This window comes from Phycisphaeraceae bacterium (genome assembly GCA_019636795.1).
Classification (GTDB): Bacteria; Planctomycetota; Phycisphaerae; order Phycisphaerales; family UBA1924; genus JAHBWW01.
On record JAHBWW010000001.1, the window covers coordinates 58,836 to 83,316 of the forward strand.

The 24,481-nt window shown below is 61.3% G+C and carries 16 protein-coding genes; 5 read left to right on the top strand and 11 right to left on the bottom strand.

Features of this window, described 5'->3' with window-relative positions; genetic code table 11:
• Positions 1–3: 3 nt before the first annotated feature.
• The 9 genes from KF757_00250 to KF757_00290 all read right to left on the bottom strand — a co-directional run bounded on the left by KF757_00250 (position 4) and on the right by KF757_00290 (position 12,315).
• A complete protein-coding gene (locus KF757_00250) occupies positions 4–1,440 on the bottom strand; it encodes a Do family serine endopeptidase (protein MBX3321397.1) in 1,437 nt (478 codons plus the stop codon).
• A gap of 90 nt (positions 1,441–1,530) precedes the next feature.
• On the bottom strand, positions 1,531–2,016 hold the full coding sequence (locus KF757_00255) for a 6-carboxytetrahydropterin synthase (GenBank protein MBX3321398.1): 486 nt from the start codon (positions 2,014–2,016) through the stop codon (positions 1,531–1,533).
• 9 nt (positions 2,017–2,025) lie between these two features.
• Positions 2,026–2,733, bottom strand: coding sequence for a 7-carboxy-7-deazaguanine synthase QueE (locus KF757_00260; protein MBX3321399.1), 708 nt, complete (start codon positions 2,731–2,733; stop codon positions 2,026–2,028).
• Positions 2,730–3,413, bottom strand: coding sequence for a 7-cyano-7-deazaguanine synthase QueC (gene queC, locus KF757_00265; GenBank protein MBX3321400.1), 684 nt, complete (start codon positions 3,411–3,413; stop codon positions 2,730–2,732). Before queC ends, KF757_00260 begins: the two co-directional genes overlap by 4 nt.
• Positions 3,414–3,441: 28 nt before the next feature.
• Complete coding sequence (locus tag KF757_00270; GenBank protein MBX3321401.1) at positions 3,442–4,716, bottom strand: hypothetical protein; 1,275 nt, start codon at positions 4,714–4,716, stop codon at positions 3,442–3,444.
• Positions 4,717–4,806: 90 nt separating this feature from the next.
• On the bottom strand, positions 4,807–5,793 hold the full coding sequence (locus KF757_00275; protein MBX3321402.1) for a calcium/sodium antiporter: 987 nt from the start codon (positions 5,791–5,793) through the stop codon (positions 4,807–4,809).
• Between the two features lie 60 nt (positions 5,794–5,853).
• A complete protein-coding gene (locus tag KF757_00280) occupies positions 5,854–6,867 on the bottom strand; it encodes a hypothetical protein (GenBank protein ID MBX3321403.1) in 1,014 nt (337 codons plus the stop codon).
• A 7-nt stretch (positions 6,868–6,874) separates the two neighbouring features.
• Positions 6,875–8,041 carry an LOG family protein gene (locus KF757_00285; protein ID MBX3321404.1) on the bottom strand — a complete coding sequence of 389 codons (1,167 nt, stop codon included), beginning with the start codon at positions 8,039–8,041 and terminating at the stop codon, positions 6,875–6,877.
• Positions 8,038–12,315: a hypothetical protein gene (locus tag KF757_00290; GenBank protein MBX3321405.1), complete on the bottom strand. Its 4,278-nt coding sequence runs from the start codon at positions 12,313–12,315 to the stop codon at positions 8,038–8,040. The genes KF757_00285 and KF757_00290 overlap by 4 nt, the downstream gene beginning before the upstream one ends.
• An 88-nt stretch (positions 12,316–12,403) precedes the next feature.
• Here KF757_00290 and radA point away from each other — a divergent pair, with 88 nt between their 5' ends.
• From radA to KF757_00305, 3 genes are all read left to right on the top strand, one after another.
• Complete coding sequence (gene radA / locus KF757_00295; GenBank protein ID MBX3321406.1) at positions 12,404–13,780, top strand: DNA repair protein RadA; 1,377 nt, start codon at positions 12,404–12,406, stop codon at positions 13,778–13,780.
• A 279-nt stretch (positions 13,781–14,059) separates the two neighbouring features.
• Entirely contained in the window at positions 14,060–18,265 is a 4,206-nt protein-coding gene (locus tag KF757_00300) for a S8 family serine peptidase (GenBank protein ID MBX3321407.1), read from the top strand.
• Positions 18,266–18,403: 138 nt separating this feature from the next.
• Positions 18,404–20,032: a SpoIIE family protein phosphatase gene (locus KF757_00305; protein MBX3321408.1), complete on the top strand. Its 1,629-nt coding sequence runs from the start codon at positions 18,404–18,406 to the stop codon at positions 20,030–20,032.
• 35 nt (positions 20,033–20,067) lie between these two features.
• Here KF757_00305 and KF757_00310 read toward each other — a convergent pair whose 3' ends face one another.
• Entirely contained in the window at positions 20,068–21,096 is a 1,029-nt protein-coding gene (locus KF757_00310) for a zinc transporter ZntB (GenBank protein ID MBX3321409.1), read from the bottom strand.
• A 178-nt stretch (positions 21,097–21,274) separates the two neighbouring features.
• Between KF757_00310 and hppD the strand changes: the two genes are divergently transcribed.
• The gene (gene hppD / locus KF757_00315) at positions 21,275–22,468 is read left to right on the top strand and encodes a 4-hydroxyphenylpyruvate dioxygenase (protein MBX3321410.1); all 1,194 of its coding nucleotides are present in this window, start codon (positions 21,275–21,277) and stop codon (positions 22,466–22,468) included.
• Between the two features lie 53 nt (positions 22,469–22,521).
• Here hppD and ychF read toward each other — a convergent pair whose 3' ends face one another.
• Positions 22,522–23,625: a redox-regulated ATPase YchF gene (gene ychF / locus KF757_00320; GenBank protein MBX3321411.1), complete on the bottom strand. Its 1,104-nt coding sequence runs from the start codon at positions 23,623–23,625 to the stop codon at positions 22,522–22,524.
• Between the two features lie 189 nt (positions 23,626–23,814).
• On the opposite strand from ychF, the gene KF757_00325 reads away from it, so the two are divergent.
• A complete protein-coding gene (locus tag KF757_00325; protein ID MBX3321412.1) occupies positions 23,815–24,447 on the top strand; it encodes a hypothetical protein in 633 nt (210 codons plus the stop codon).
• The last annotated feature ends 34 nt before the right edge of the window (positions 24,448–24,481 follow it).

Sequence of the window (24,481 nt, forward strand, 5' to 3'; positions counted from 1 at the left end):
ACCTCACTCGCGCACGACGATGAACCCTCGCCGCAAGCCTCGGATGACCTGAAAACGCACCCCCTCGCGGAAGTTAACGCGGTCGATGAGTTGTTTGAACTCATCGACAGAGCGAACCTGGTAGTTGGCCACGCCGTAGATGATGTCGTCGGGTTCGAGGCCTGAGCGTGCGAGCGGGCTGCTCGCGCGCAGATCGGTGATAAGCACGCCGGAAATGTCATTGCCCTGATACCCAAGTTCGCGGCTGATGTTTTCGGTGACGGTGGCGACGGTCACTCCGAGGCGATCGACTTCGAGCCCGCCGAAGACCTTGGTGTTGCGCTCGCCGCGATCACCGATGACAGCGTTGATTTCTCGCTGCTTGCCTTCGCGATAGATCGAAAGGCTCGTTTGTGTGCCGGGCGGCGTGATCTCGACGCCGGTGATGAGCGAGGCGGCGCCACTGACGGCGCGGCCGGCGATCGAGACGACAACATCACCGGACTTGAGTCCAGCAGCTGCAGCCGGGCTGTCCGCGAGGACTTCTGCGATGAGCACGCCTTTCTGATCTGCCGGCATACCAAAGGATCGGGCCAGATCTGGCGTGAGATCCTGCATGGTCACCCCGAGCCATCCGCGCCCGACGCGCCCGACTTCGATGAGGTTGCGCATGACACTTTTGACCAGATCGATTGGGATGGCGAATCCGATGCCAACCGAGCCGCCAGATTGCGAGGCGATGGCGGTGTTGATGCCGATGACGCGACCTTCGAGGTCAATGAGCGGACCACCGGAGTTTCCGGGGTTGATTGCGGCGTCGGTCTGAATGAAGTCTTCGTAGTCCTTGAAGCGTTCGCTCACCAGTCCGATGCCGCGGCGACCCTTGGCACTGATGATGCCGGCTGTGACTGTGTTACTGAAACCGAACGGGCTTCCGATCGCCAGCACCCACTCGCCAACCTGAAGCGAACTCGATTCGCCGAGCGTGGCGGGCTGGAGGTTGTCGGCGTCGATTTTAAGGACTGCCAGATCGCGCTGGGGATCGGAACCGACGATGGTTGCCTGAAACTCTCGCCCGTCGGACAGCCGCACGACGAGTATGTCGGCCTGTTGGACGACATGGTTGTTGGTGAGGATCAGCCCGTGCTCGTCGGCGATGACGCCCGACCCCAGGCCTGTGGGCCTGAGAGTATCTGGCTCGAAAAGCCTGCGGCCAAAGAGATCGCGTCGAACACTCGCAACGCGCGACTGCGTTGTGATATGCACAACAGAAGGCTCAACACGCTCGGCAGCACGCTGAAACGCATTTGACAGGCTGCGGGCGTAGCGCAGTTCGACTTCGGCTGCGTCGTCACTTTGTGTCGCGTTGGACACGGCCCATGCGCTCGGTGTCAACACAAGCGAGCAGGCAGCCAGCAATGCGCACATTGGGCGAAGAATTCGGTCACGGGTTCTGGGCATGAAACGTCCTCCAGTTTTCACTTATGCTTATAGGGAAATCCGCGTGCATAGGTTTGGTCGTGACAGGGGCGTGACAGGGACGTGACAGTTTCAAAGCCCGTATTCGGCCCAGGAACTGCTCGTTTCTCCGACGCGAACACGCTCGAGCGTCAGATCCGTCCGCAGGCGATAGGCATTGCCCAGGCGATCGGTATATGTTCGCCCCTGGCCGATCTCGCGGGCGAGTCGCTCGAAGATGTGTCGTGCAAGCACCTCGGTCGTAGGGTCGATCGAGTCGAACTCGATGACGCGCGCTCCGGCGATCTGCTTGAGCGGGCCGGCAATCGGATCGTCGCTGTTGATGGCCAGGGCGTGGTCAAACTGGTCCAGAAACTCGCCGATGGCCAGTTTGATGGCCTTGAAATCGCACACCATGTCGTTCTCATCGAGGTGCTCGGCCGAGAGCACGATCTCGATGCGGCGAGAATGCCCGTGCGGGTATCGGCAGCGATCGGGATGCTTGAAAAGCATGTGCCCGCTCTCGACTTCAAAGGCTTTGCAGATGCGGTACTTCATCGGGCGATGATATGTCAGCATCGGCAGGACTCACGTCCCCCTGCGGTTCCCGAACACATCGATATGGACACGGGGGCAATACCGCCAGTTGCGCTGGATGCACGCGTCAACGATCCACTGTGTCTGCCCTGGAGTTTTTGGCTTGACGCCTTCGGGCATGAGCAGCACATCGCCGGGCGCGACGCCCGCGATCTGGTTCACTACGCGCTCGATTTCAGTCAGATCGTCGGGTGTGCAGACCACGAACTTGAGTTGGCAATCGAGGCCTGCGCGAAGCAATGTACGCAGCGCGTCGAAGTTGAGGCGGCGCTGCTCGTGCCGCTCGGTCCATTGGCCTGATGGATCGCGCGGGTCGTTTCGCGGTGTGGAGTTGGCTAGTTTTGGACTGATGCTCATCAGATCGCACACGATATCGGGCGCAACCGTGCCTGCGGTCTCGATCGTGACATGAAGACCGGCCTCGCGCAAGCGCTGGTTGAGTTCGACACTCTGTGAAAAGATCAAGGGCTCGCCGCCGGTGAGCACGACATGCGCCGCGCCCGACGCGCGCACTTCATCGAGCAGGCTGTCGATGGAACGTGCTGTTTGCTCGGGCGCCCAGCTCGCATACGGAGTATCGCACCACGAACAACGCAGGTTGCACCCGGACACCCGAATGAAAAACGACGGCACGCCGGTGAGTTTGCCCTCTCCTTGAATCGAGAGAAAGGTCTCGGAAATAGGCATGGTTGTGGTCATGGTGAGTATCGCGTCGGGTCAGGAATGCCGGCCTGCTCGAACCCGCGGCTGCGCAGGACACAGCTGTCGCACACGCGGCACGCCAGGCCGCTGGACGACGGGTCATAACAACTGTGCGTCAGCGCGTAATCGACACCCATCGCTGTGCCGCGCGCGATGATCTGCGCCTTGGTTAGTGATGCGAGCGGAGCGATGATCCGGATCGGCGAGCCTTCGACGCCCTGCTTTGTGCCCAGAGTGAGCGTGCGCTCGAACTGTTCAATGAACTCAGGCCGGCAATCCGGGTACCCGGAGTAATCAATGGCATTGACGCCAATGAATATCGCTTGTGCTGCGAGTGATTCGGCCATGGCGCCCGCAATCGCAAGAAAAACTGTGTTGCGCGCAGGAACGTAGGTCGCGGGGATGCCCGCCTGCTCGGCATGCTTCGGGACAGCGATATCAGCAGTCAGCGCACTGGCGCCAAACAGTCGCAAGTCGAGAGGCATGATCGTCAACGAGGCAGTACCGATCTGTTCGGCCACGCGGCGTGCTGCGTCGATCTCGTGACGATGGCGCTGGTTGTAGTCGATGACCAGGGCGTGACACACCCATCCCTCTTGTCGCGCGATGGCCAGCACGGTAGCACTGTCAAGGCCTCCGGAAAGCAGGATCACCGCGTTGCTTTGGGGCGTGTTCACGCGCGATCATAGCAATCGACACGCACGTTCACGACGCCTGAGAAAGAGGAGGTTCATTGAGGTCGGATGCGCGATTGATCATGGCCCGCGCAATCCCCGGCAGATCGAACCGCAAGGTCTCCGACGGGTAGAAATTCTCGTCACGGACGTCCTGATCCTGCCACAACACAACGCACAGATCGCGTCGTTCGTTGAGGTCAATCTGCTCTCCGGTCGCGTACTGATCGGGATCATTGAGGTTGCCGATCTCTCTCACCACCGGGCGGCATGGGTCGGCAGGTCGCCATTGCACCACTACGCCACGCACGCCATTGGAGAGTTCGACGATCGAACCCGGAGCGTACGGCGGAACCACGGCACACAGGCCGAGGAAAATGACGGGGTCGATCCAGTCGCTATACGGCTGTTGCTGCATAAGGCGAAGAACGCGGACGGGAGGCAGAGGGAGCGGAGCCTCGATGTCATCGGGCGCAAGTGGCAAGCGAAGCGACTCATAGAGTTCGGCCGCTGCCGCGATGCGTGCGAAGACATGAATCGCTGTGCCGTGCAGTGCTACCAACCCTGTGCCCGTCATTTGACGCGGGAACCCGCTGCCATCGAATCTTTGGTGATGGTGCAGCACGACAGCGGCAGCAGAGGGATCGACCTCGCCGCGCACGATGTCAAACCCGAGTTGCGTGTGCTGCTGCCATGGGGGATCGCTCTCGTCATGGGTTGCAAGATACCGTTGAATGACTTCGGGATCGAGTCGCATGTATCCGATATCGCGCAGGAGTGTTCCGACGCCCAGCGGGCTGACATCGCGGGCCCGGGCCGGGTCGAGGCGCGACCGCTGATGTTCGAGGTAGAAGTCAAGTTTGAGCCCGATGAGCACCGCGATGTAGGCCACATTGGTGGCGAAGCGCAGCATCGGCGAGCCACAGCCGTTCATTTCCTGTATGTAGAACGCGGAGTGCGGATAGTCGGCAAGGCGGTCGATCAGATCGACCACAGCCCGACGAAACACGCGATAGTCGAGCTGCGGATCAACACCGGTGCGTGCCTGATCGAATGGTTCGGCGAGGACACTGGTCAGTGCCGCGCGGGCCATGCAGACCTCTTGGCTGACGCATTCGGCAATTTGTTCGAGCCCCGGATACGCGATCCACAACTCATCGATACCGAACTGCTGGAGGCGCGCGATGACATGCGGCTCGAGAGTCGCCCCGGCCTTGAGCAAGATCGTCGACGGGTGCTTGGGATGAAGCACGGGCATCGCGAGTTGCATGCCTGGTTTTGCGTGTATGGCGCTCAGTCTCAACATATGGCAGTCTCGCCCCCGCGCATGAAGTCCTCTGGCGAGATCATCGACGATTTGGGGGCACTTCTTGGGCGAAATCGCACAGGATTCTGCCTACATCAGCGCACTGATGAACAGGTATCCGGCATACACCAGATACAGGGAAACCAGCACCCCGCCCTCAATACGCCCGATGCGCGATCGGCTTGCGATTATCGGAATGATAATCGCAATGGTCACCAGCATCGCCGGAATATGGATCGTCAGCATTTCCGAAGAAATCGCGATCGGTCTGGCAGCGGCAGCGGCTCCAAGCACGACCAGAAGATTGAACACATTGGACCCGAGGATGTTGCCGATTGCGATATCGGACTCTTTGCGTATGGCGGCCTGGATGGAAGCGGCAAGCTCGGGGACTGAAGTTCCAAAGGCGATAACCGTCGCGCCAATGACGATCTCAGAAACGCCCATCGACAGGGCCAGATCCACGCTGCCCCATACGAGCAGCCAAGAACCCGCGAGCAGGCCGAGCAGCCCAATCGTCGTTCGCAGGCTGCTGACGAAAGCGCGATCGGTCGGCGGGGTGGCATTTTCTGGTTCCAGATCGCTCTCTGGAGGCGGGGGTTGTGGCGTATCCGGGCGTCCGGCCTTGAGGTTGTACCAGATGTAGGCCACGATTCCTGCGAAGAGGGCTCCGCCTTCGAGCCGCGAAAGTGATTGGTTGAGCATCATCGCTGTAGCAATGAGTGAGACTCCCAGGACAATCGGGGCATCGCGCATGGCAATAGTGCGCGACGCCGCGATGGGGCGGAAGAGTGCCGCCACGCCGAGAATGAAGCAGATGTTCGCAATGTTGGACCCGACGACGTTGCCAACGCCGAGGCCACCAGCACCATCGAGACTCGCACGGACGCTTGTGAAGAGTTCGGGCGCGCTGGTGCCAAAGGCAACAATCGTCACGCCGATCACGAACGAACTCAGCCCGAGTCGGCGTGCGAGGCTCGCAGCACCGCGCACAAGCTGGTCGGACCCAGTAATGGTCAGCACCAGCCCGAGCACAACCAGCACGATGGCGATCAGAGGATGGAGTTGGTCCGGCATATGGCGAATGCTTCTGTTGGAGAACGCCGATAGGGTAGACGCAACACTTTCGCCTTGGATTCAGGGAAGCAGGCGGTAGTGCCTCGGCGTGTGAGGGATCAACACGAGCACCACCGATCGCTCTTGCCGCACGGACACGCTGCCCGAGTCTCGGATGTCCGTCTGGGTGGGAAGTCGCAACATCTGCTCGCCCAGCGAACGTGGTGCTGGCTCTTCTGGGCCCGCGAGGCGCGACAGGCCTGGAGTCGTTGTGACCGTCGGGGGGATTGGTGCCGGATCTGGCGTTTGATCTGGAGGAAGATCCGTCGGTCCGGTCATGGTGTCGCGCGCGGGTGCCGGACTGTTCGCAGCTGTGTTGAGTTGCTCCCAATCAATGCGCGGATCTTCGGGCACAAGCACGAGCGCGTGCGAGCCGACCAGATCGACGGTGAATCGCAGCCTGTGAAACAGCAACCCGTCGTCCTGAAATGTACGGGTGCGAGGTTCGATGATACTGGAAAAATACCGCCGCTCCGCCTGTTCATGTTGTGGCATCAACTCGACACGCAGGGCGGCATCGACCTGTGCCCCCTCCGGCGCGTCGTGCGTTCGAGGCACGAGATACGCGCGAGCCATCAGGCGCAACCGCCCAGGATCGAGTTCGACAATTCCACCTTCAACCGTCGTGTATCGCTCGTTGAGCGTCGGGCCCACCACCAGCGGCGTCCAGAAATGCAGCTGCCCCAGCCATTCCTGCTGCATGGTTCCAATCGTTCGCAACGACCCGAGCGTCATTTCAAGCTGATCGACCGGAACCGCAACAGCACGCAACCCGGCAGCCCGGAGGCGCCCCATCATCAGCGGATCAATGCCCGTCGCACGATCGGCGTGTGGCCCGAGTGCCAGCCCGATGCGCCCCCCTGCACTTTCGACAACGACGCGCCGCACCTCAAGCCCGATCGACGCCCCAACCACGACAGGCTCGGGCCGCTCCGTCACGGTCAGGGTCTGATCGGTACGCTCGGGCACGCGGCATCCCGCCATGCCCACAAGCATGAGCCCGAGCATCAGACTACGAGCGAAAAGCAGTTGCACGGTGTTCCTATTCGAGCGCCGGGCACCGGTTGATCCGGTCAATCAGCAGGCGAACCAAACCATATTTCCGGCGGTTATGAGTGAAAACCAGTCTCGGAAGACTCAGGTTGTCCTCTTCTGTGCGAAGCGGGCCGCTCTTCTCGATCGTGCCGGTCTTGATGAGCGACGCGAACTCGCGCGCGAGCATCGCAACGTCTTCATCCCGAATTTCGTGCTTGAGCCGAATGACAAGTTGATCGCGGACATAGCGCGACGAGTGATACACGCGATAAAACTGGTCGATGTGGTCGGCAGCGTCTTTCGGATCGCGTGCGATGTAGAACAGGTTGTCGTCTTCCGGGCTGATCCATCCGCGCCGCATCAGTTGATCGTCGACAAAAGTCTTCCATCCGGACCAGTAACCGGCAATGGCTTTGGATGTATCGCCGCCTGCGACGGCCCGACCTTCGACAGGTTCGCCCTCGACAAACACGATCGGAATAATGCTCGCCTTACCGGTCTGCACGAGTGTGAGCGTCTCATATGTTTCGTCGAGTGTGCCGAACCCGCCAGGAAAGCACACGACCGCCTCAGCCTGACTGAGAAACATCAATTTGCGTGTAAAGAAATAGCGAAAGTGAATCAGCTTCTCATCATCGGCGATGATGTCATTGGCCGTGGTCTCGAACGGCAGACGAATCGCAACTCCGAAACTGGCTTCGCGCCCCGGGCCCTCATGGCCCGCCTTCATGATGCCATCTCCCGCCCCGGTGATCACCATCCACCCTCGCTCGGCCATGATGCGGCTGAACGCGACGGCTGCCAGATAGTCCGGGTGGTCCTGGGGCGTGCGCGCCGAGCCGAAAATCGTCACCTTGTGCGGGTCCGGGTACTGCCCAAACACGCGAAAGGCGTAGCGCAACTCTTTCATCGCCGCAGTCATCAGTTTGAGTTCGCCGCGGTCCCGGCCGTCGGGCAGCAGCTTGAGCGCCGCTGTGATGAGCTCCCGAACGAGCCGCGCATCATATTCGTCGGCGGGGCCCGAGACGTCCTCGATCAGTTCGCGTACGCGATCCTGAATCTGTCCATCATCAGCCCGGCGCTGCGACCCGACTTCGGGCGGGGCGGCGCTTTGCTCCCGGGGTTGTGTGGACGCAGGCGGGTCAAGTTCGGTTCTGTTGTGTTCATTGCTCATGGCTTTTCAGACTCGTCTGGTTGTGCATAGGCATCGACGACGCGCGAGATCTGCTCGCTGCTCAAGCGCGCCCGTTCACGATAGCGCAGTGCACGCTGCTTGATATCGCGAAGCAGTTTTTCCTGTTCATTCGGCTCCCACCCCAGCACCGAGAGCACCGCACGCCGCGTGGTCATGAATTGTTCTGTACGAATCTTCGGCGAACGCGCCGTGCCTTCAATACGTACCGTCACCAATTCATCGCGCACACTGTCGAGCACTTCGCTCACGAGCGGAATTCGCCGCACCGCACGGCTGTTGATCCGGAGATCGAGTTCCTGCGATGCCAACGACAGAGTGCCATAGCCAAGGAGTTCAATTGAGCGGGAGAGCACGCTGAGTTCTTCAAGCGTTAATGCATCATCACGAATGTAAAACTGCGCCCGCGCGATATCGAGCAGTTCCCCGCGAGGCAGTTGCAGGTTGCTGACCTCGATAAGCGGCACAAGCAGCGGCAGCCTCAGCACGCGCCCCTTGCTGATCTGCACCTGCCCCATGCCGCGTCGCGCCCCTCCGAGTTCGCCATAGAGCGTCAGCTGCGCATCGATCACACCACGCGATTCATCCGCTGCCGTCGTCGGGTCGGGCTCGGCGGTATCGAGCGATAGATCCGCAAGTACCGGGGCCAGGCGGACGCTTGACATCAGCGCGTGCAGGTCAAATCGTGGAGCCTTGGCGCCCGCGTCGCGCCATACCACCGCCGAGCCTACAACTCGACCATCGTGCGCCGTCGCGCTGAATGGACCAACCTCCACCGCCTCACCATCAAGGCTCGACTTCACGGCACAAACCGCCCCGAGCAACCAAATTCCAGCCGCTCGCAACCGATCCGCCTCGATCTGCATCTCGAACCGCGGCGACTCGAAACTCGGATGCTGATGCACCGAAAACGCAATGCGCCCATCAAGTTCCGTAACATCAACGCCGATCGACGCGCTCGCGTTCTCGACAATAACCTCGCCGACGGTGTTCACTTCGATCCCTGTGGACCTCTTGCCAACGAGCAGTTGTGTGTCGCGCACCAGCAGCGGGCCAGCCACATCTATTGAGATCGCATCGAGAATAGAACCAAAGTCATCAGGCACGAGACTTCGAAGACTTGGCGGCAAGCCGGTCGCCTGCATATCTACCCTCAGGTCGGCATCAAAGCCGGACTCCTCCATGACCTCAAACGTCCCTCGTAGCGTCCCAGACCACTGCTCGCCCGACAGGTGCAGTTCCTCAACGCGGCCCTTGCCGCCGAAAAGCACAATCTGCCCCGAAGACTCGCGCACACGCACCCGATGTCCTGCCGGGCCGAACTCGAATGCACGCGGCCGGATATCGATCTGACTCGCGCGAACTTCATCATCCGATTCGATCTCGACGCGCAGATCCAGCACACCCGCTGGCTGCTGCTCGCGCCATGTCCTGGTAAACTCTGGAATCAATCGTGATACAAGCAGCTCAGCGCCGATCGATTCGATGCGTCCCTCATTCACCTCGATCTCAGCCTTGCCAGCACCATTCTCCGCATCAAACACGCCGCTGGCCGTCACCAGCCCAACCGCCTCACCATCGACAGCAAAAATGCCCCCGAAACGATCCATCGCAAGAGTGGTGCGTTCGTCGCGCGTCAGGATGAGCGAGCCTTGCGTCTTGATAATGCCAAAACGATGATCCCACGCGCTCACCTCGACATCGACACCGTCACGCATAGACAACACGATTGGCGAATGCGCATCCGTCCGCGAAACCGACGCATCGACCCGCCCCGCTGGTGCATGAGCCGCTCGCAATGTGGCAACACGTCGCGCAGTCTCAACATCAACGATCCCAACCAGATTCTCGATCGGAAGCGATAACTCGAACGAGGGCAGCAGCACTCTCGCCTGCTCGATTTCCGGTCGGCCGGCCTCGATCTCAAGCCCGAGCACGACGTGGGCTTCAACACGGCTCGCAACTCTCGTCACCTCGCCATCACCATTCGGAATGCCAGTCGATGTGGCCTGAGCGCCCAAATGCACTTCGACGGCTTTATTGTTCGCCTTGACGATGCCTTCGATCTCTTCGAGTCGCAGGCCCACGGACGAATCGGGATCGACCTGCGCCGGGCTTGCAGACACCCCTCGGGGAACGATCTCGATGTGAAGCGAGTTCAACTCATCGCTGCCTTCGCGCTGCGAGAACGAAGCCTCGCAATCCACCTCGCCCGCAAGACCAAGGCGGCCGAGCAGCTCGCGCACACTCAACGCGCTTTGGTTGCGCTGTTGAGCCTCGGGCAATGCGTCAATCAGCATTGCCGTGAGCGGCACTCCTCGGGCCGTCACCTGCACATCCGACGACCGTTCTTCACCTTCAAGTTGCGCTCGAGCGGTGACGTGAGCGACGCCGCCTTCGACGCCTTTGAACACGCCGCTCGTGAGTTCCGCCTCGCCGTCGACGATGCGAATCGCTACCAGTTCAGCCAGAATCGGCAACGGAAAATGCTCGGGCACGAAACCGACACTCGGAAGTTCGATGCGAATTTCACGATCCCAGATGCTCTCGGCACCAAAGTGTCGATGAATGTAGACGTTGACCGTACCCACACCACCCACATCAAACGCGGGTGTCTGCAGCAGAACGTCGAGTTCGTCAGCCCTCGCTGCTGCCGCCTCAATCTCACCCGGCGCGATCTCGTTGCGACGCAACTGCGCACGCAGCCGATTGCGTTCACTCGTCCACAATCGGCCCTGACGACCGGTCACAATGCGGCCATCATCAATCAGCCTCTGATACCCCTCGCGACTGAGCAGCGCGTCGTACAGCGTTCGGTTGCGCTCGCTCAATCCAGCGCGGAGTTTGGCATCGAGAGGCACATCTGTCGCCCTGACGTTGATGATCGCCTCCGCATCGTCGCCGAGTGGTGCAACCCATCCGTCGGCCTCGATCTTCGAGCCATTGGTCGACCGCCCGCGAACGTACTTGATCGTCAGGCGATCGGCATCGAGCAGAAACAAGCCTTCGAGATCAACAAACTCATAAGGGAACTCTCGGTACGACGCCACGCCATTAAAGAGGCGAATCTCGCCGCTGGTCTCGATCTCGCTTCCCGGCTGCGAGGCGCGATTGAAGACCAGATCGAGCTCGACTTGCGCAACAGGATTCGAAAAGATCTGAAGTTGCTCGCGCACATACTCCGGCAGGTAACTCAATCGGCCGATGTTCTCCGTCAACTGAACGCGCCCGACGCTGATAGCGCACTCAAAGGCGCTGGCGAGGCTTGCGTCGGGTCCACTGATGAGCGCGGTCGTGGGCACGCCGTCAAGAAGCCCGGAAACTTTCGCCTCGAATCCGCCCGGATCAAGCCTGATAAACCCCGACACTCCGGTCATGCGAGAGTTCTGCACCGGCAGTTCATCAAGCGGGAGCGTCAGTTCCACCTCGCTCAACCGGACCAGAATCTCCACGCCGGTGGCGCGGTTGACGACGACGCGAGTCGGTTCGACGCGGCCCGCAAGCGCCAGCCGCCGATGCAATTCACGATACCGCGTAGGCACCGCCTCGTTGGGCCACGATGCAAGATCAAGTTCATCGATCAGCACTTCGACATCGTCGGGCATGATGCGCCCGCTGAGTCTCGAATCTTCGCTCCCGCCAAGGCCGTGAATCACCTCGAACTCATACGAATCTGCCTGATCCGAAGGCCGAAATGTGCCCTTGATCGGAATGCGCCGCAGCGAGGTGTACCTCGCATCCGTGTGCTCGCCGAGTTCGATAATGCCGCCGATGATCTCGATTGCGGGCAGCGCCGCGTTTGACGTCTGGTCCTGCTGCCTGAATCTCAGTTCGCGAAGATTGAGCCAGCCGTTGTCGATCGACTGACTCACACGCACCATCGGCTCTTCGATCAGGAGTCGCTCGACCACCGGACTGCCCGAGAGCAAGCCACGCGTCTCGATTCTGACTGTGCGAGCAGAAATCACTTCTCCAGCTGTTCCAGGGACACCCCGCACCCGCACAGTCACATCAGAAAGCACAATGTGACCATCAAGCCCGATCGAGACCCGCGCCAGATCCAGATCCGCATCGACCATGCTTGACAGTTCACCGAGAATGAACGAGCGGGCTGCCGACCCCCGGGTCACGAACATCAGACCCGCAAACACCAGCCCCGCAAGGAGCACCGCCACGCACAGAAGCACAACCACCATCCGCGCGCGCGAAACTTTCTTGACCGGCGACTCAACGGGGGACGTATCGCAAATTTCCATCTCTGTCGATGCTAGCGGGTTGAGCACCCACATACGACCCGTCGTATCGCATTTGACCAGACAAAATCCGTACGTCTATGATTGGGTCATGGCCAAAACCCGTTCAGTCTTTGCCTGTCGGTCCTGTGGTTCGACGTTCCCGAGATGGATCGGGCGCTGCCCTGATTGCGGTACCTGGGACGCACTCGAAGAGCAGAAGCCGATTGATTCTGCGACTGCCCACCTCGCAGGCTGGACGGGCCAGGCACCCGAAGCCCGGTCAATTGCCGACATCGGAGCCGATGTGGATGTTGAACGCATGAGCACCGGCATTGGGGAACTCGACCGTGTCTTTGGAAGTTCATCGGGCGGGCATGCCGGGCTTGTGCGCGGTTCGGTGGTGCTTGTCGGCGGCGAGCCGGGGGTCGGGAAATCAACTCTTCTGCTTCAGGCTGCTGCCGGTTGGGCGTCGCGCGGACACCGGGTGCTGTATGTGTCGAGCGAGGAGTCGGCTGAGCAGATTCGCCTTCGGGCGGATCGGCTGGAACTGGGTGCTCCACGAGAATTGTTCCTGCTGGCCGAGACAAGTCTGGAGCGCATTGCCGAGCAAGCCCGCGTGTCCAAACCTGCGATTGTGCTGATCGATTCGGTGCAGATGATCGCCAGTTCGCGAGCCGAGGCCGCGCCCGGAAGCATGACCCAACTGCGCCAATGTGGAGCCGATTTCGTCACGCTGGCCAAATCTTCGGGCATGGCTGTGGTGCTGGTGGGGCACGTCACCAAGGACGGCCAACTGGCCGGTCCTCGACTGCTTGAGCATCTGGTTGATGCTGTTCTGTACTTCGAGGGTGATCGTCTGGCAGCAGCGCGTGTGGTGCGGGCGGTGAAAAACCGATATGGAGCCACACTCGAACTGGGCATTTTCGGAATGACCGGCCGAGGCCTGGCCGAACTCCCCGGTGGCGCGAGTGTCCGCGCCGGGTCAGATGCACCCCGACCAGGCGTGGCGGTCTGCCCGGTCATTCATGGCTCACGCTGCGTGCTGGCAGAAGTTCAGGCCCTCACGGCAACTGGATTCGTCGGAGCAGCCAAACGCAAGAGTTCAGGCCTCGATAGCAGCCGCCTTGCAATGTTGATCGCGGTTCTGGAACAGCACGGTGGAATACGTCTTGCCGATCGGGATGTGTTTGCTCAGGTGGTGGGGGGCTTGAGGGTGGTCGAGCCGGCTGCGGATTTGGCCGTCCTGCTGGCCATCGCGGGCGCGGAACGCCGCAAGGCACTCGAGCGCGGGGTGTGTGCAGTCGGTGAGGTCAACCTCTCGGGACAAGTCACTGGTGTGCCTCAACTTGAGCAGCGCTTGACCGAAGCCGGCCGCATGGGCTTCGGCCGGGTTCTCCTGCCATTTTCACACGAGGTTGTACGGCAGCGCGGTGTTGAAGTGACCCCGATCCGGTCAGTGCAGGACGCCCTCGAGCATCTCTCCTGAAGGCACGAAGTGAGCCAATCCTGACGCGACTCTTGACACAGTAAGCATTTTTCGGGATCATGCCATTATGGAGCATGGCACCGTGTGGAGTTCATGCGTCCAATCACCTTCGGCGTCTCGAGAGGGGTTTCCATGACTTCAGATCGTCGGCAGTGCTTCGCCGCGGCGAGGCCTCGGGCTGTTTCATTGATTCTGGGCTGTGGTTTGGCAATTGCTGCCGCTCCGGTGGCCAGTGGGCAAGTTCAGTGGCGATCCGGGCCACAAACCATTGCTGTACCGATGAATGCAACCAGCATTGAGCGCGAAATCAAGCGACTGACACACCCCGAATCACCACGTCACATTGTCATTCAGCTCTCGGGTCCGACGACCCAAAGCCAGCGTGAAACCCTCGCGTCAATGGGCGTTCGTCCAGTCCGGGCCCTGGGTGGCAATGCGTATCTGGCTACGGTCGCGCCGAGCGTCAACGCCCAGCGTGCAGCGTCCTCGGGGCTGTTGACGCATGTCGAGGAACTCCCCGCGCGTCGCAAGATGCACCCAGACCTGAACGCCGGCATCCTGCACGACTGGATGATCGTCGAGGATCTGAACGTGATCCGTGACAAAGCGGTCGGAGAAGGCTTGTCGCCCGAGGAGATCGACAAGCGCGTCAGCAACCCGCTGGTCGCTGTCTATGTCTCGTTCCACGATGACGTGGACGCCCTCGGAGCCGGGTTCAATCTCGTGCAGCAGATGGGCGGCGAAGTCATCAGTGTGGTCGAATCGATCAACACACTCGTTGTACACATGTCGCGAGCCCGCATCGAGGCATTGGCCAACGAAGACAGCGTCATGTGGATCGAGCCGCCCCTGCCCAGGATGAGCCCCACCAACGATTCGGTGAGACAGATTCTGGGCACCGAGACGATCAATGCAGCACCGTATGGCCTGACTGGCGCGGGCGTGCGCGTGCTGGTTTACGACGCAGGCACAGCGACCCCTTCGCACCCCGATCTCGCGGGCCGCCTCACGATCGGCGACACGAGCGGCACCGGCACGCATGCCAGCCACGTCGCGGGCACCGTCGCTGGCAGCGGCGCGGCATCCAGTGGAACGTTCCGCGGGCAAGCCCCGGCGGCACACATCGTGGCCTACGGCTTTGAAGTCGCCGGTGGGCTCCAGCCCGGCTTCCTCTACACCGATCCCGGCGATCTCGAAGCGGATTACAACCAGGCCATCAATACGCACAGCGCGCATATCTCCAACAACTCGATTGGCTCAAACGTCGAGTCCAATGGCTATAACTGCGCGTGGCAAGGCGACTATGGCGTCACCGCATCGCTCATCGATGCCATCGTGCGAGGCAGCCTCGGCAGCCCGATGCGCATCGTCTGGGCTGGCGGAAACGAGCGCCAGGGCAGCCGGTGCAATGTCGAAGGTCACGGGCAGTTTTACTCAATCGCGCCGCCCGGTTCTGCCAAGAACCACATCACGGTCGGCGCGCTCAACTCCAACGACGACTCCATGACCAGTTTCTCCAGTTGGGGACCGACAGACGACGGACGCATCAAGCCCGACATCTCAGGCCCCGGGTGCCAGTCCAACGGCGACACAGGCGTGACCAGCATGAACGGCTCATCCGGTTATACCGTCATGTGCGGCACATCCATGGCAAGCCCGGCTGTTGCGGGCGTCAGCGCACTGCTCATCGAACAGTGGCGTCTCTCTCGACCCAGTACGCCGGACATGCGCAACGCAACCCTCAAAGCCATTCTCGCCAACTCCGCGGTCGATCGTGGAAACGCAGGGCCTGATTATCAGTTCGGCTACGGCTCGGTCCGCGCACAGCCCGCAGCCGACACGATCATTCAGCACCGCGTCATCGAGACCCCGATCGCACAAGGGCAGACACAGTTCTACATTGCGGTCGTCGAACCGGGCCAATCCGAGCTCAAGGTCACGGTGGCGTGGGACGACGTGCCAGCGACGCCATTGACCAACAACGCCCTGATCAACGACATCGACCTGCGCATCGTCGGGCCCACCGGCACGATCCACATGCCATGGACGCTCAACCCCGCCAACCCGTCGGCGCCCGCGGTGCAGACAACGGTCGATCGCATCAACAACATCGAGCAGGTCGCGATTGTGAATCCGGCTCCGGGCGCGTATCGCATCGAAGTCGTCGGCTTCAATATCGCGCAAGGCCCCGATCAGCCCGTCGGCATCGCGTCGAGCCATCAGCTCTTCGCGTGCTCCTCCGAGGGCATCGTCGCGATGAGCGGCTCGCGCTTCGCCTGCTCGGCGGTTATCAACATTGACGTGATCGACTGCGACCTCAACGCCGATGACAATGTCATCGACATCGCCAGCGTGAATGTCTCCAGCACGTCCGATCCCATCGGGATCACGGTTCAGGTCACGGAGATCGGGCCGGAGGTTGCTGTGTTCCAAGGCTCGATCACGATCAGTGGCTCGCCGAGCTTCGGCCAACTGCTTGTTCAGGAAGGCGACACGATCACCGTCACCTACATCGATGCGGACGACGGGCTGGGCGGGTCGAATGTCCTCGTCACCGCCAACGCCATCGTGGACTGCACGCCTCCAAATCTGATCGCGACCAATGCCTCCGAGGTCTTGCCTCGCAGCGCGGTCATCGATGTCGAGTTCGACGAGCCGGCGCGGACAACCTTGTGGTACGGCACCAGCCCCGGAAATCTGACTAGCAGCGTCGAGCGGGCTCAAGGCCTCACGACGCACGCGATTCCTGTCGCGGGCCTCGTTGACAACACCACCTATTACTACGCCATCGATATGCAGGACTTGGCGGGCAATACCTCGTTCGACGACAACGGCGGGCAGGCCTACGCCTTTACCACTCCCGAAGTCCCGGACTTCTTCACGCAACAGTTCACCAGCGGCTCCGCCCTTGTCGGCAAGTCCGTCACCTTCTATGCGGGCACATCAACGGTGGATTACTACACCTCATGCGCCGAACCCCTCTCGGGCGGTCTCCCGACCGATCCGGCGGGCGGCACGGCCATCACCCTTGGCGATGACTCCAGTGTCTCGATTCTCGTTGGCAGCGGACAAAGCGTTTCGCTCTACGGAACCGCATACACATCGTTCTTCGTCGGGTCGAATGGCTATATCACGTTCGGGTCGGGCGACTCGACGTATTCCGAATCGCTGGCTGCCCACTTCGATCGCCCGCGCATCAGCGGGTGGTTCGACGACCTTAACCCGGGGGCAGGCGGACAGGTGAGTTACAAGCAACTTCCAGATCGCATGGCTGTCACATGGCTCAATGTGCCCGAGTACAGCACCACCAACAACAACACCTTCCAGATCGAACTGTTCTTCGACGGCATGATTCGCATCAGTTACCTCAACATGGCTTCGCAGGACGGCATCGCGGGTCTTTCGGCCGGTGGAGGCCTTGATCCCGACTTCTTCCCCTCCGATCTCGCAAGCACTGCCGGTTGCGGCCCGCGTCCGCCATCGGCTTCGCACATCGCCGTCCAAACTCCGGTCGGTCAGGCTGTGGGCGTGACGCTGCAAGCCACGGATGACGGGCTCCCCCATGGCACACTCGAGTACATTGTCACCTCGCTTCCCGCGGGCGGTCAGATGCGTGATGCTGGCACGAATGCAGCCATCAACACAGTGCCCTATGTACTCAGCGGCGACAGTGTGACCTATACCCCGCCGTTCAACTATCAGGGCAACGTCACGTTCAACTATCGCGCAGACGACGGTGGCACACCTCCGGACGGCGGGCTGTCCAATGTCGCTACCGTTACCGTCACCATCGGCGGGCCTCAGGTGATCTACCAGTTCCTGGTCGACGACACCAACCCCGGCTGGTCGACGATGGGTCAATGGGCATTCGGTCAGCCAACCGGCCAAGGATCTGGCAACCGCGATCCCAACAGCGGGTTCACGGGCCTCAACGTCTACGGATACAACCTCAATGGCGACTACCCGAACAATCTCGCCGAGCAGTATCTGACGACCAACGCCCTCGACTTTACTGACATCACCGAAGTTAAGGTTTCGTTCGAACGCTGGCTTGCGATCGAAAGCGCGACCTACGACCGCGCAACCGTGCGCATCAGCAACAACGACGGTGCCACCTGGACCACGATCTGGAGCCACACCGGCGGCAGTGTCAGCCCGTCGAGCTGGACCAGCGTCGAGTACGACATCTCACAGTGGGCCGACAACCAGCCCAACGTACGTCTTCGTTGGGTCATGGGCACCACGGACAGTTCGGTGGTCTACCCCGGGTGGAACATCGATGACATCCGATTCTGGGGCGTCGTTCCGCTCAACCCTTGCGTGGCCGACTTCAACGGCGACGGCGAGATCAACTTCTTCGATGTTCAACTCTTCCTCACTGCGTTCAGCAGCCAGAACCCGATCGCCGATCTCAACGGCGACCAATCCTTCGACTTCTTCGATGTGCAGATCTTCCTTCAGGCGTTCTCGGCCGGTTGCCCCTGAGTGCTGATTGCAGGTTGTTCGGATTCTCTTGAGTACCGACGGCCCGGGTCGCGCTGACCCGGGTCTTTTTTTACCCTGTGAGCCCGCTGTTGTGGTGAGTGCCAGCCCGAAAGAATCGCTACTCTATGGGTCACTCCAATGAGCGAGCCAGCCCAGACATCTCTGCGCCTCGAACCAATCGCCGGGCCTCCGATCGATCCGGTCGATCTGCCTGCTCCCGGGCCGCATCGCATCGGGCGAGCATCGACTTCCGATATCCAACTCGACTTCGGCACCGTCAGCCGAAGGCAAGCCATCATCGTCCTTCAGGACAACCAATGGCTCATCATGGACCAGACCAGCCGCCATGGCACGTACGTCAACGGCGTGCGGCTCGAACCTGGCGAGCCGATCCCGATCACTCCTGGAGACCTGATCCGTCTGGGGCCATGGACCTTCCGCGTGCGCGACCCCGGCTCGGCGATGACGAGTGTCTCGACGACCAACGATGTGCACTCGGCCAAACATCGCATCGAAACGGTCGAGCGCACCGGGCACCACGAGTTCGCCCAGCACCGCCTCGATCTGATCATCGAGTGTGCCGCCGGCGCGCAGGGCGCGCGCGACATGCAGGAACTGGCCGATCTCATGCTCAACACCGCCATCGCGGGCACGGGTTTTACGCGCGGCGCGGTGGTTCGTCAGGTCTCGGCTGGAGGCGATGTCGAGACCATCGCCCACGTCGGCCACGGGCGCTCGCGCGGACACATCGATATCAGCCGCTCGCTGCTCGCAGCGGCCTCGGCCGGCGAAGTCGTGCGACTGACCGGCGAAGATGAATCCAACTTTGGCGGCGAATCGATCATGCAACTGGGCATCCACTCGGCGATCTGCGCCCCGCTCATGCTCGAACGATCGGTCGAGGCGTATCTGTATCTCGACGCGCGCAAGGGCGAGCGATCGATGGCCGCCGATGCCGCCGCTTTCTGCCGCGCGATAGCCCGCATCGCCGAGATGGCGCTTGGCAATCTGCGCCGCCGCACGCTCGAAGTCCAGCGCCGCAGCCTCGAGGCCGACATGAACGCCGCCCGCCAGGCTCAGGATCTCATCATGCCGCCCCCGGTCGGTAGTTACGGACTTGTGCGCTACGCCATGGCCCGCAAGCCCGGCCGGTTTGTGGCGGGCGACCTCTTTGATATCGTCGGCATCGGGCAAGGTGGCTCGTGTGCCGCCTTCCTCGGTGATGTCTCGGGTAAAGGAGTCGGCGCAGGCGTGCTCATGGCTATTGCCCAGACATATCTGCGCCTGTGTCTCCAGGCCGGGAGCGACCTCGGGTCGGCGGTATCGAGCCTCAACGATCACCTTTTGGCGCGCACCGCCTCGGGTCAGTTCATCACGCTCTGGCTCGGGCTGTTTGATATGGAGCGGCGACAACTCCAGTTTGTCGACGCCGGCCACGGACACTGGCTGGTGTGCCGCCCGGGAGCGAGGCCCGAGACCATCCGATGCAAGGGCGGCCTGATCGTGGGGATCCAGTCGGGCAGCTATGAAGCTGAGACGCTCGCAATCGAACCAGGCACGCGCGTCGTCGTCTTCTCCGACGGCCTGGTCGAGCAGCGCAATGCCGACGGCGACGAGTTCGGCGTTGAGCGCGCCAAAGCCACTCTCGAAGGCTCGCAAAGCGCTGTCGAAGATGTCGAACGCCTTTCGAGCGCGATTCTCGAGTTTGCCCAGACAGACGCACTATCCGACGATCTGACCATCGCCTCGATCGAAGTGGGCACCTGAACGAGCCTGACGAAGATTGCATATCGCACAGGCTTCTACAGCCAGCGCAATCGCTTGAACAACACCACGATGCACACGCCGACGCCGATGAGCAGGATCGTGACAATCCAAAAGGCCAGCGGGTCGCTATCACCGGGAATGCCGCCGACGTTGATGCCAAGCAGGCCCGTGACGAACGTCAGCGGAAGGAAGACCGCTGCCACGAGTGTCAGCATGTACATGACACGCGCACTGCGCAGCTCGCGCTGGGCCCGCAGTTCTTCTTGCGAGACCGCTGCCCGGTCGCGGACTTCCTCAAGATCTTCGACAAAGCGCGAGGTGCGGTCGGCACACTCGATGAGTTCGGCGCGATATCGACCTTCGATCGCAGGCGACGAGAGCAAGTGCATCAGTGTGTCGCGTTGCGGCGCAAGGTACCGACGCAGCGTGATCGCCTGCCGGCGCACAATGGCCAGATCGCGCACGCTCACGAGGTGCGGCTGCTCTTCACTCAGGCAGTCCTCCGAATCGTCGATGAGCATTTGGAGGTTCTCGACCACCGGGCCCAGATCGGCTGACAACCCGGTCGCCAGCGCAACCAGCACACCCATTGGTGTCGTCGCGAACTGCCCAGCCCGAATGCTCCGACGTAACTCGCTCACAACATGAAAGTGATGCTGGCGCAGCGTGATGATGCGGTCGGCATCAACCCAGACGCGGATACTGATCAGTTCGTCGGGCTCGGCTCCGGGATTGAGATTCACCCCTCGAAAGATCGCGAGCAACCCCGAGCGGCGCTCGCTGGCCCGTGGGCGGGTGTTCTCTTCGAGCAGGGCTTCGCACACCAGCGGATCAAGCCCCGATCGCTCGCGAAGCCAGCGCTGGGCGGGTTCCTTGGTCCGGTCGAGATGAATCCATGCCGGCAGCGGGAGGTCGGCCAGATTCTCGAAGTTGATCGCCGAGGCCGATTCGAGCGTGCAGACTTCTCCCGAAAGCAATAGCGCATGCAAAAGCCCGCCCTCAGCGTCGATAGGCCGCTGCGCCTCGGCCGCGTCATGATCCAACTCGTGAGTTTCTGGGTCCATCACCGAGCATGGTACCGCATCACAGCAATCCAGACCGAGCCGCGCGACCAATCCCGGCACAAGAGGACAAAGCCGAGCCAGCGCACATTCGACTTCCAATGACGAACGGTGGACCCTAAAATGAACGCGGGACCTGGGCTCCCTTCGATCAACCGCACAAGCACTGGAGATTCCTGAGATGACCACGGCGACGACCCCCTCGGCCACCACCCGAGTCGACCCGCTTGCGCTCAACGATGTGGACCACGTCCGCTTCTATGTCGGCAACGCCAAGCAGGCCGCGTTTTTCTATGCCCACACCTTCGGGTTCTCGATCGAGCAGTACACCGACCTGACCACCGGCAGCCGCGAAGAGGCGTCGTACCTGCTCCGGCAGGGCAACATTCGCCTGCTCATCACCACCGGGCTCCACGAGCAGCATCCGGCCCAGCAGGAAGTGCTCAAGTATGGCGACGGCGTCAAGGACGTGGCCTTCACCGTCGATGACGCCCCGGCAGCCTATGAACGCGCCCGTCGCAATGGAGGCGCATCGGCCTACGAACCCGTAACCCTCAGCGACGAGCGCGGCAGCGTCACCATGGCGGGAATCGCCGGTGCTGGACGCGTCGTGCACTCGTTTATCAGCCGCACCGGCGACTACGCACTCGAGCGCGTCAAGAAAGGTGGGCTCTTCGCCCCGCGATTCCGCTCGATGCCCGCGATCGGCGTCAACGACTACAACAAGGCCAATCCCTGCGGTCTCATGTACGTCGACCACTGCGTCACCAATGTCGAAGAAGGCAAGATGAACCATTGGGTCGAGTGGTACGAAAACGTCCTCGAGTTCAAGATGTTCAAGCACTTTGACGACAGCGACATCTCGACCGAGTACTCGGCCCTGATGAGCAAGGTGATGGCCAGCGGCAACCACCTGATCAAGATGCCCATCAACGAACCGGCTGAGGGCAAGAAGAAGAGCCAGATCCAGGAATATCTCGAATGGCACAGCATGACGCCGGGTATTCAGCACCTGGCCCTGCGCACTGATGACGAACTGCGCTCGGTCGCCGAACTGCGACGCCGTGGCGTGGACTTCCTGAGCCTGCCCGATACCTACTACGAGCTGGTCTGGGGCCGCGTGAACAAAATGCTGATCGAAAACGGGCACGAGGCCGTGCGCGAGGATCATGACAAGATCAAGGAACTCGGCATCCTGGTCGACGCCGACGACGAAGGCTACCTGCTGCAACTCTTCACCAAGCCTTTGCAGGATCGCCCGACGCTGTTCTTCGAGATCATCTGCCGCCGCGGGAGCCAGAGTTTCGGCAAGGGAAACTTCAAGGCGCTCTTCGAAGCCTTGGAGATTGAACAGGAGCGTCGCGGAAACCTGTAAGGCGCGCCGCGTAATTGTCGCGGTGGAGGCAGGTCGCGTTCACGCCCGCCGCGTCACACATTGAACAGGAAGTGACACACATCCGCATCGCGCATCACGTATTCCTTGCCCTCGACGCGCATCTTGCCCGCCTCACGAATGGCCTTCTCGGTCTTGTGCGCGACAAGATCATCGACTGAATACACCTCGACGCGAATGAACCCGCGCTCGAAGTCCGAGTGGATCGTCCCGGCAGCCTGCGGTGCCTTGGTGCCCGCGGGAATGGTCCACGCGCGGATTTCCTTGGGTCCTGCGGTATAGAAACTCTGATAGCCCAGCAACCGATACGCCGCGCGGGCCAGCGCATTGAGCGCCGGCTCTTCCATGCCCATGTCGCGCAACATCTCCATCTTGTCCGCCGCATCGAGTTCTGAAAGTTCCGACTCGATGCGCGCACAAACCGGTACCATCTGCGACCCAACGCTCTTGGCGTGCGCCCGTACTGCCTCGGCCTTGGCGCTGTGGCCGTTGACATCAGTGTCGTCAACATTGGCAACATACAGAACCGGCTTGATCGTGATGAGTCCGAGGCTCTTGATGCCTCTGATCGTGTCCGGGTCCGTGACTTTGAGCGCGCGGGCCGGTTGCTCGCCCTCGAGGATTGGCATCAGCGCCTTGATCGCCGCCAGCCGCCCGAGAGCGTCACGGTCCTTGCTGCGTGCTGCGCGTTCAGCCTTGGGAAACGCGCTCTCAAGCGTCTGGAGATCGGCCAGGATCAGTTCCTGCTCGATCGTCGCGATGTCGCGCAGCGGATTGACCGAGCCCTCGACATGCGTGATGTCCTCGCCACCCGGAGCCTTCTCGAAACACCGCACCACCTGCACAATCGCATCGACATCGCGGATGTGCCCGAGGAAGGCATTGCCCTTGCCCTCCCCCTTGCTCGCCCCGCGCACCAGCCCCGCGATATCGACCAGCCGCAGCATCGCGGGCACGATCTTCTGCGACTCGATCAGTTCCCGAATGGTTGCCAATCGCGGATCGGGAATTGGCACCACGCCGACATTGGGCTCGATCGTCGCGAACGGATAGTTGGCCGCCAGCGCACCCGCTGCCGTCAACGCATTAAACAGTGTGCTCTTGCCAACATTGGGCAGCCCGACGATGCCTGCTTCCATGAAACGCTCCGATTGTCTGGGGGGCGGGATGGTAGCAGTCGCAGGGCCGTTCCGCATTACCAAGCCGTTTGCCAAACCTGCGTCAATCTGGGTACTTTGTAGGAGTTTTTCTTGTCGCGCCGGTTGCAAAACCCGCAATCGGTGGCATCTTCCTCTTGCACAACACCCCTTGTGGGGAGAGGAGTTTGTATGAACCGATTTATCATGACCTCAGGCTTGGCCCTCGGCCTTGCCGCCACGTCCGCCGTTGCCTCGCCGCTCGGCACCGACATTTCCGTCAATGTCGTCCTCCAGTCGGCCAACAACGATTGGGACATTGTGGACACATTCGAACCCTTCGATTGGGCTATCCACACCCTCGGCGGACCCGGAACCCTGCTCATCGCCAACTACGACTTTGTCACCGATGTCCTCGTCACCAGTTCCGTGAGCACCATCGGCAACATTCGCACCATCCAGATCGACTTCTTCAGCGTCACCGGCGGCAACATCTTCCAGGACGGCCACGAGGCCTTCCTCGACCAGTCCGACCTCTACTGGCTCACGTTCTATGCGTTTCAGATTGAGGATGCCGAACGTGCCAGCCTCGTCTCATACGCGTATTACCTTCGCGATGTCGCGGGTAACGATGTGCTCGGGGAGACCGAATTCGACGGCTTCTTCGGCGGCTTCGGCTACCTCGACTCGCCCAGCCTCGCATCAAGCGACTTCTTCGGCATCGCTGTCAATGGCTTTACGCTCAGCATGACATACGCCATTCCCGCGCCGGGTTCAATTGCAGCCCTCGCGCTCGCTGGCTTTGCCACTCGCCGCCGTCGCTGAATCGCAATCGCGTCAGGCTCAATCAGCATTCAAC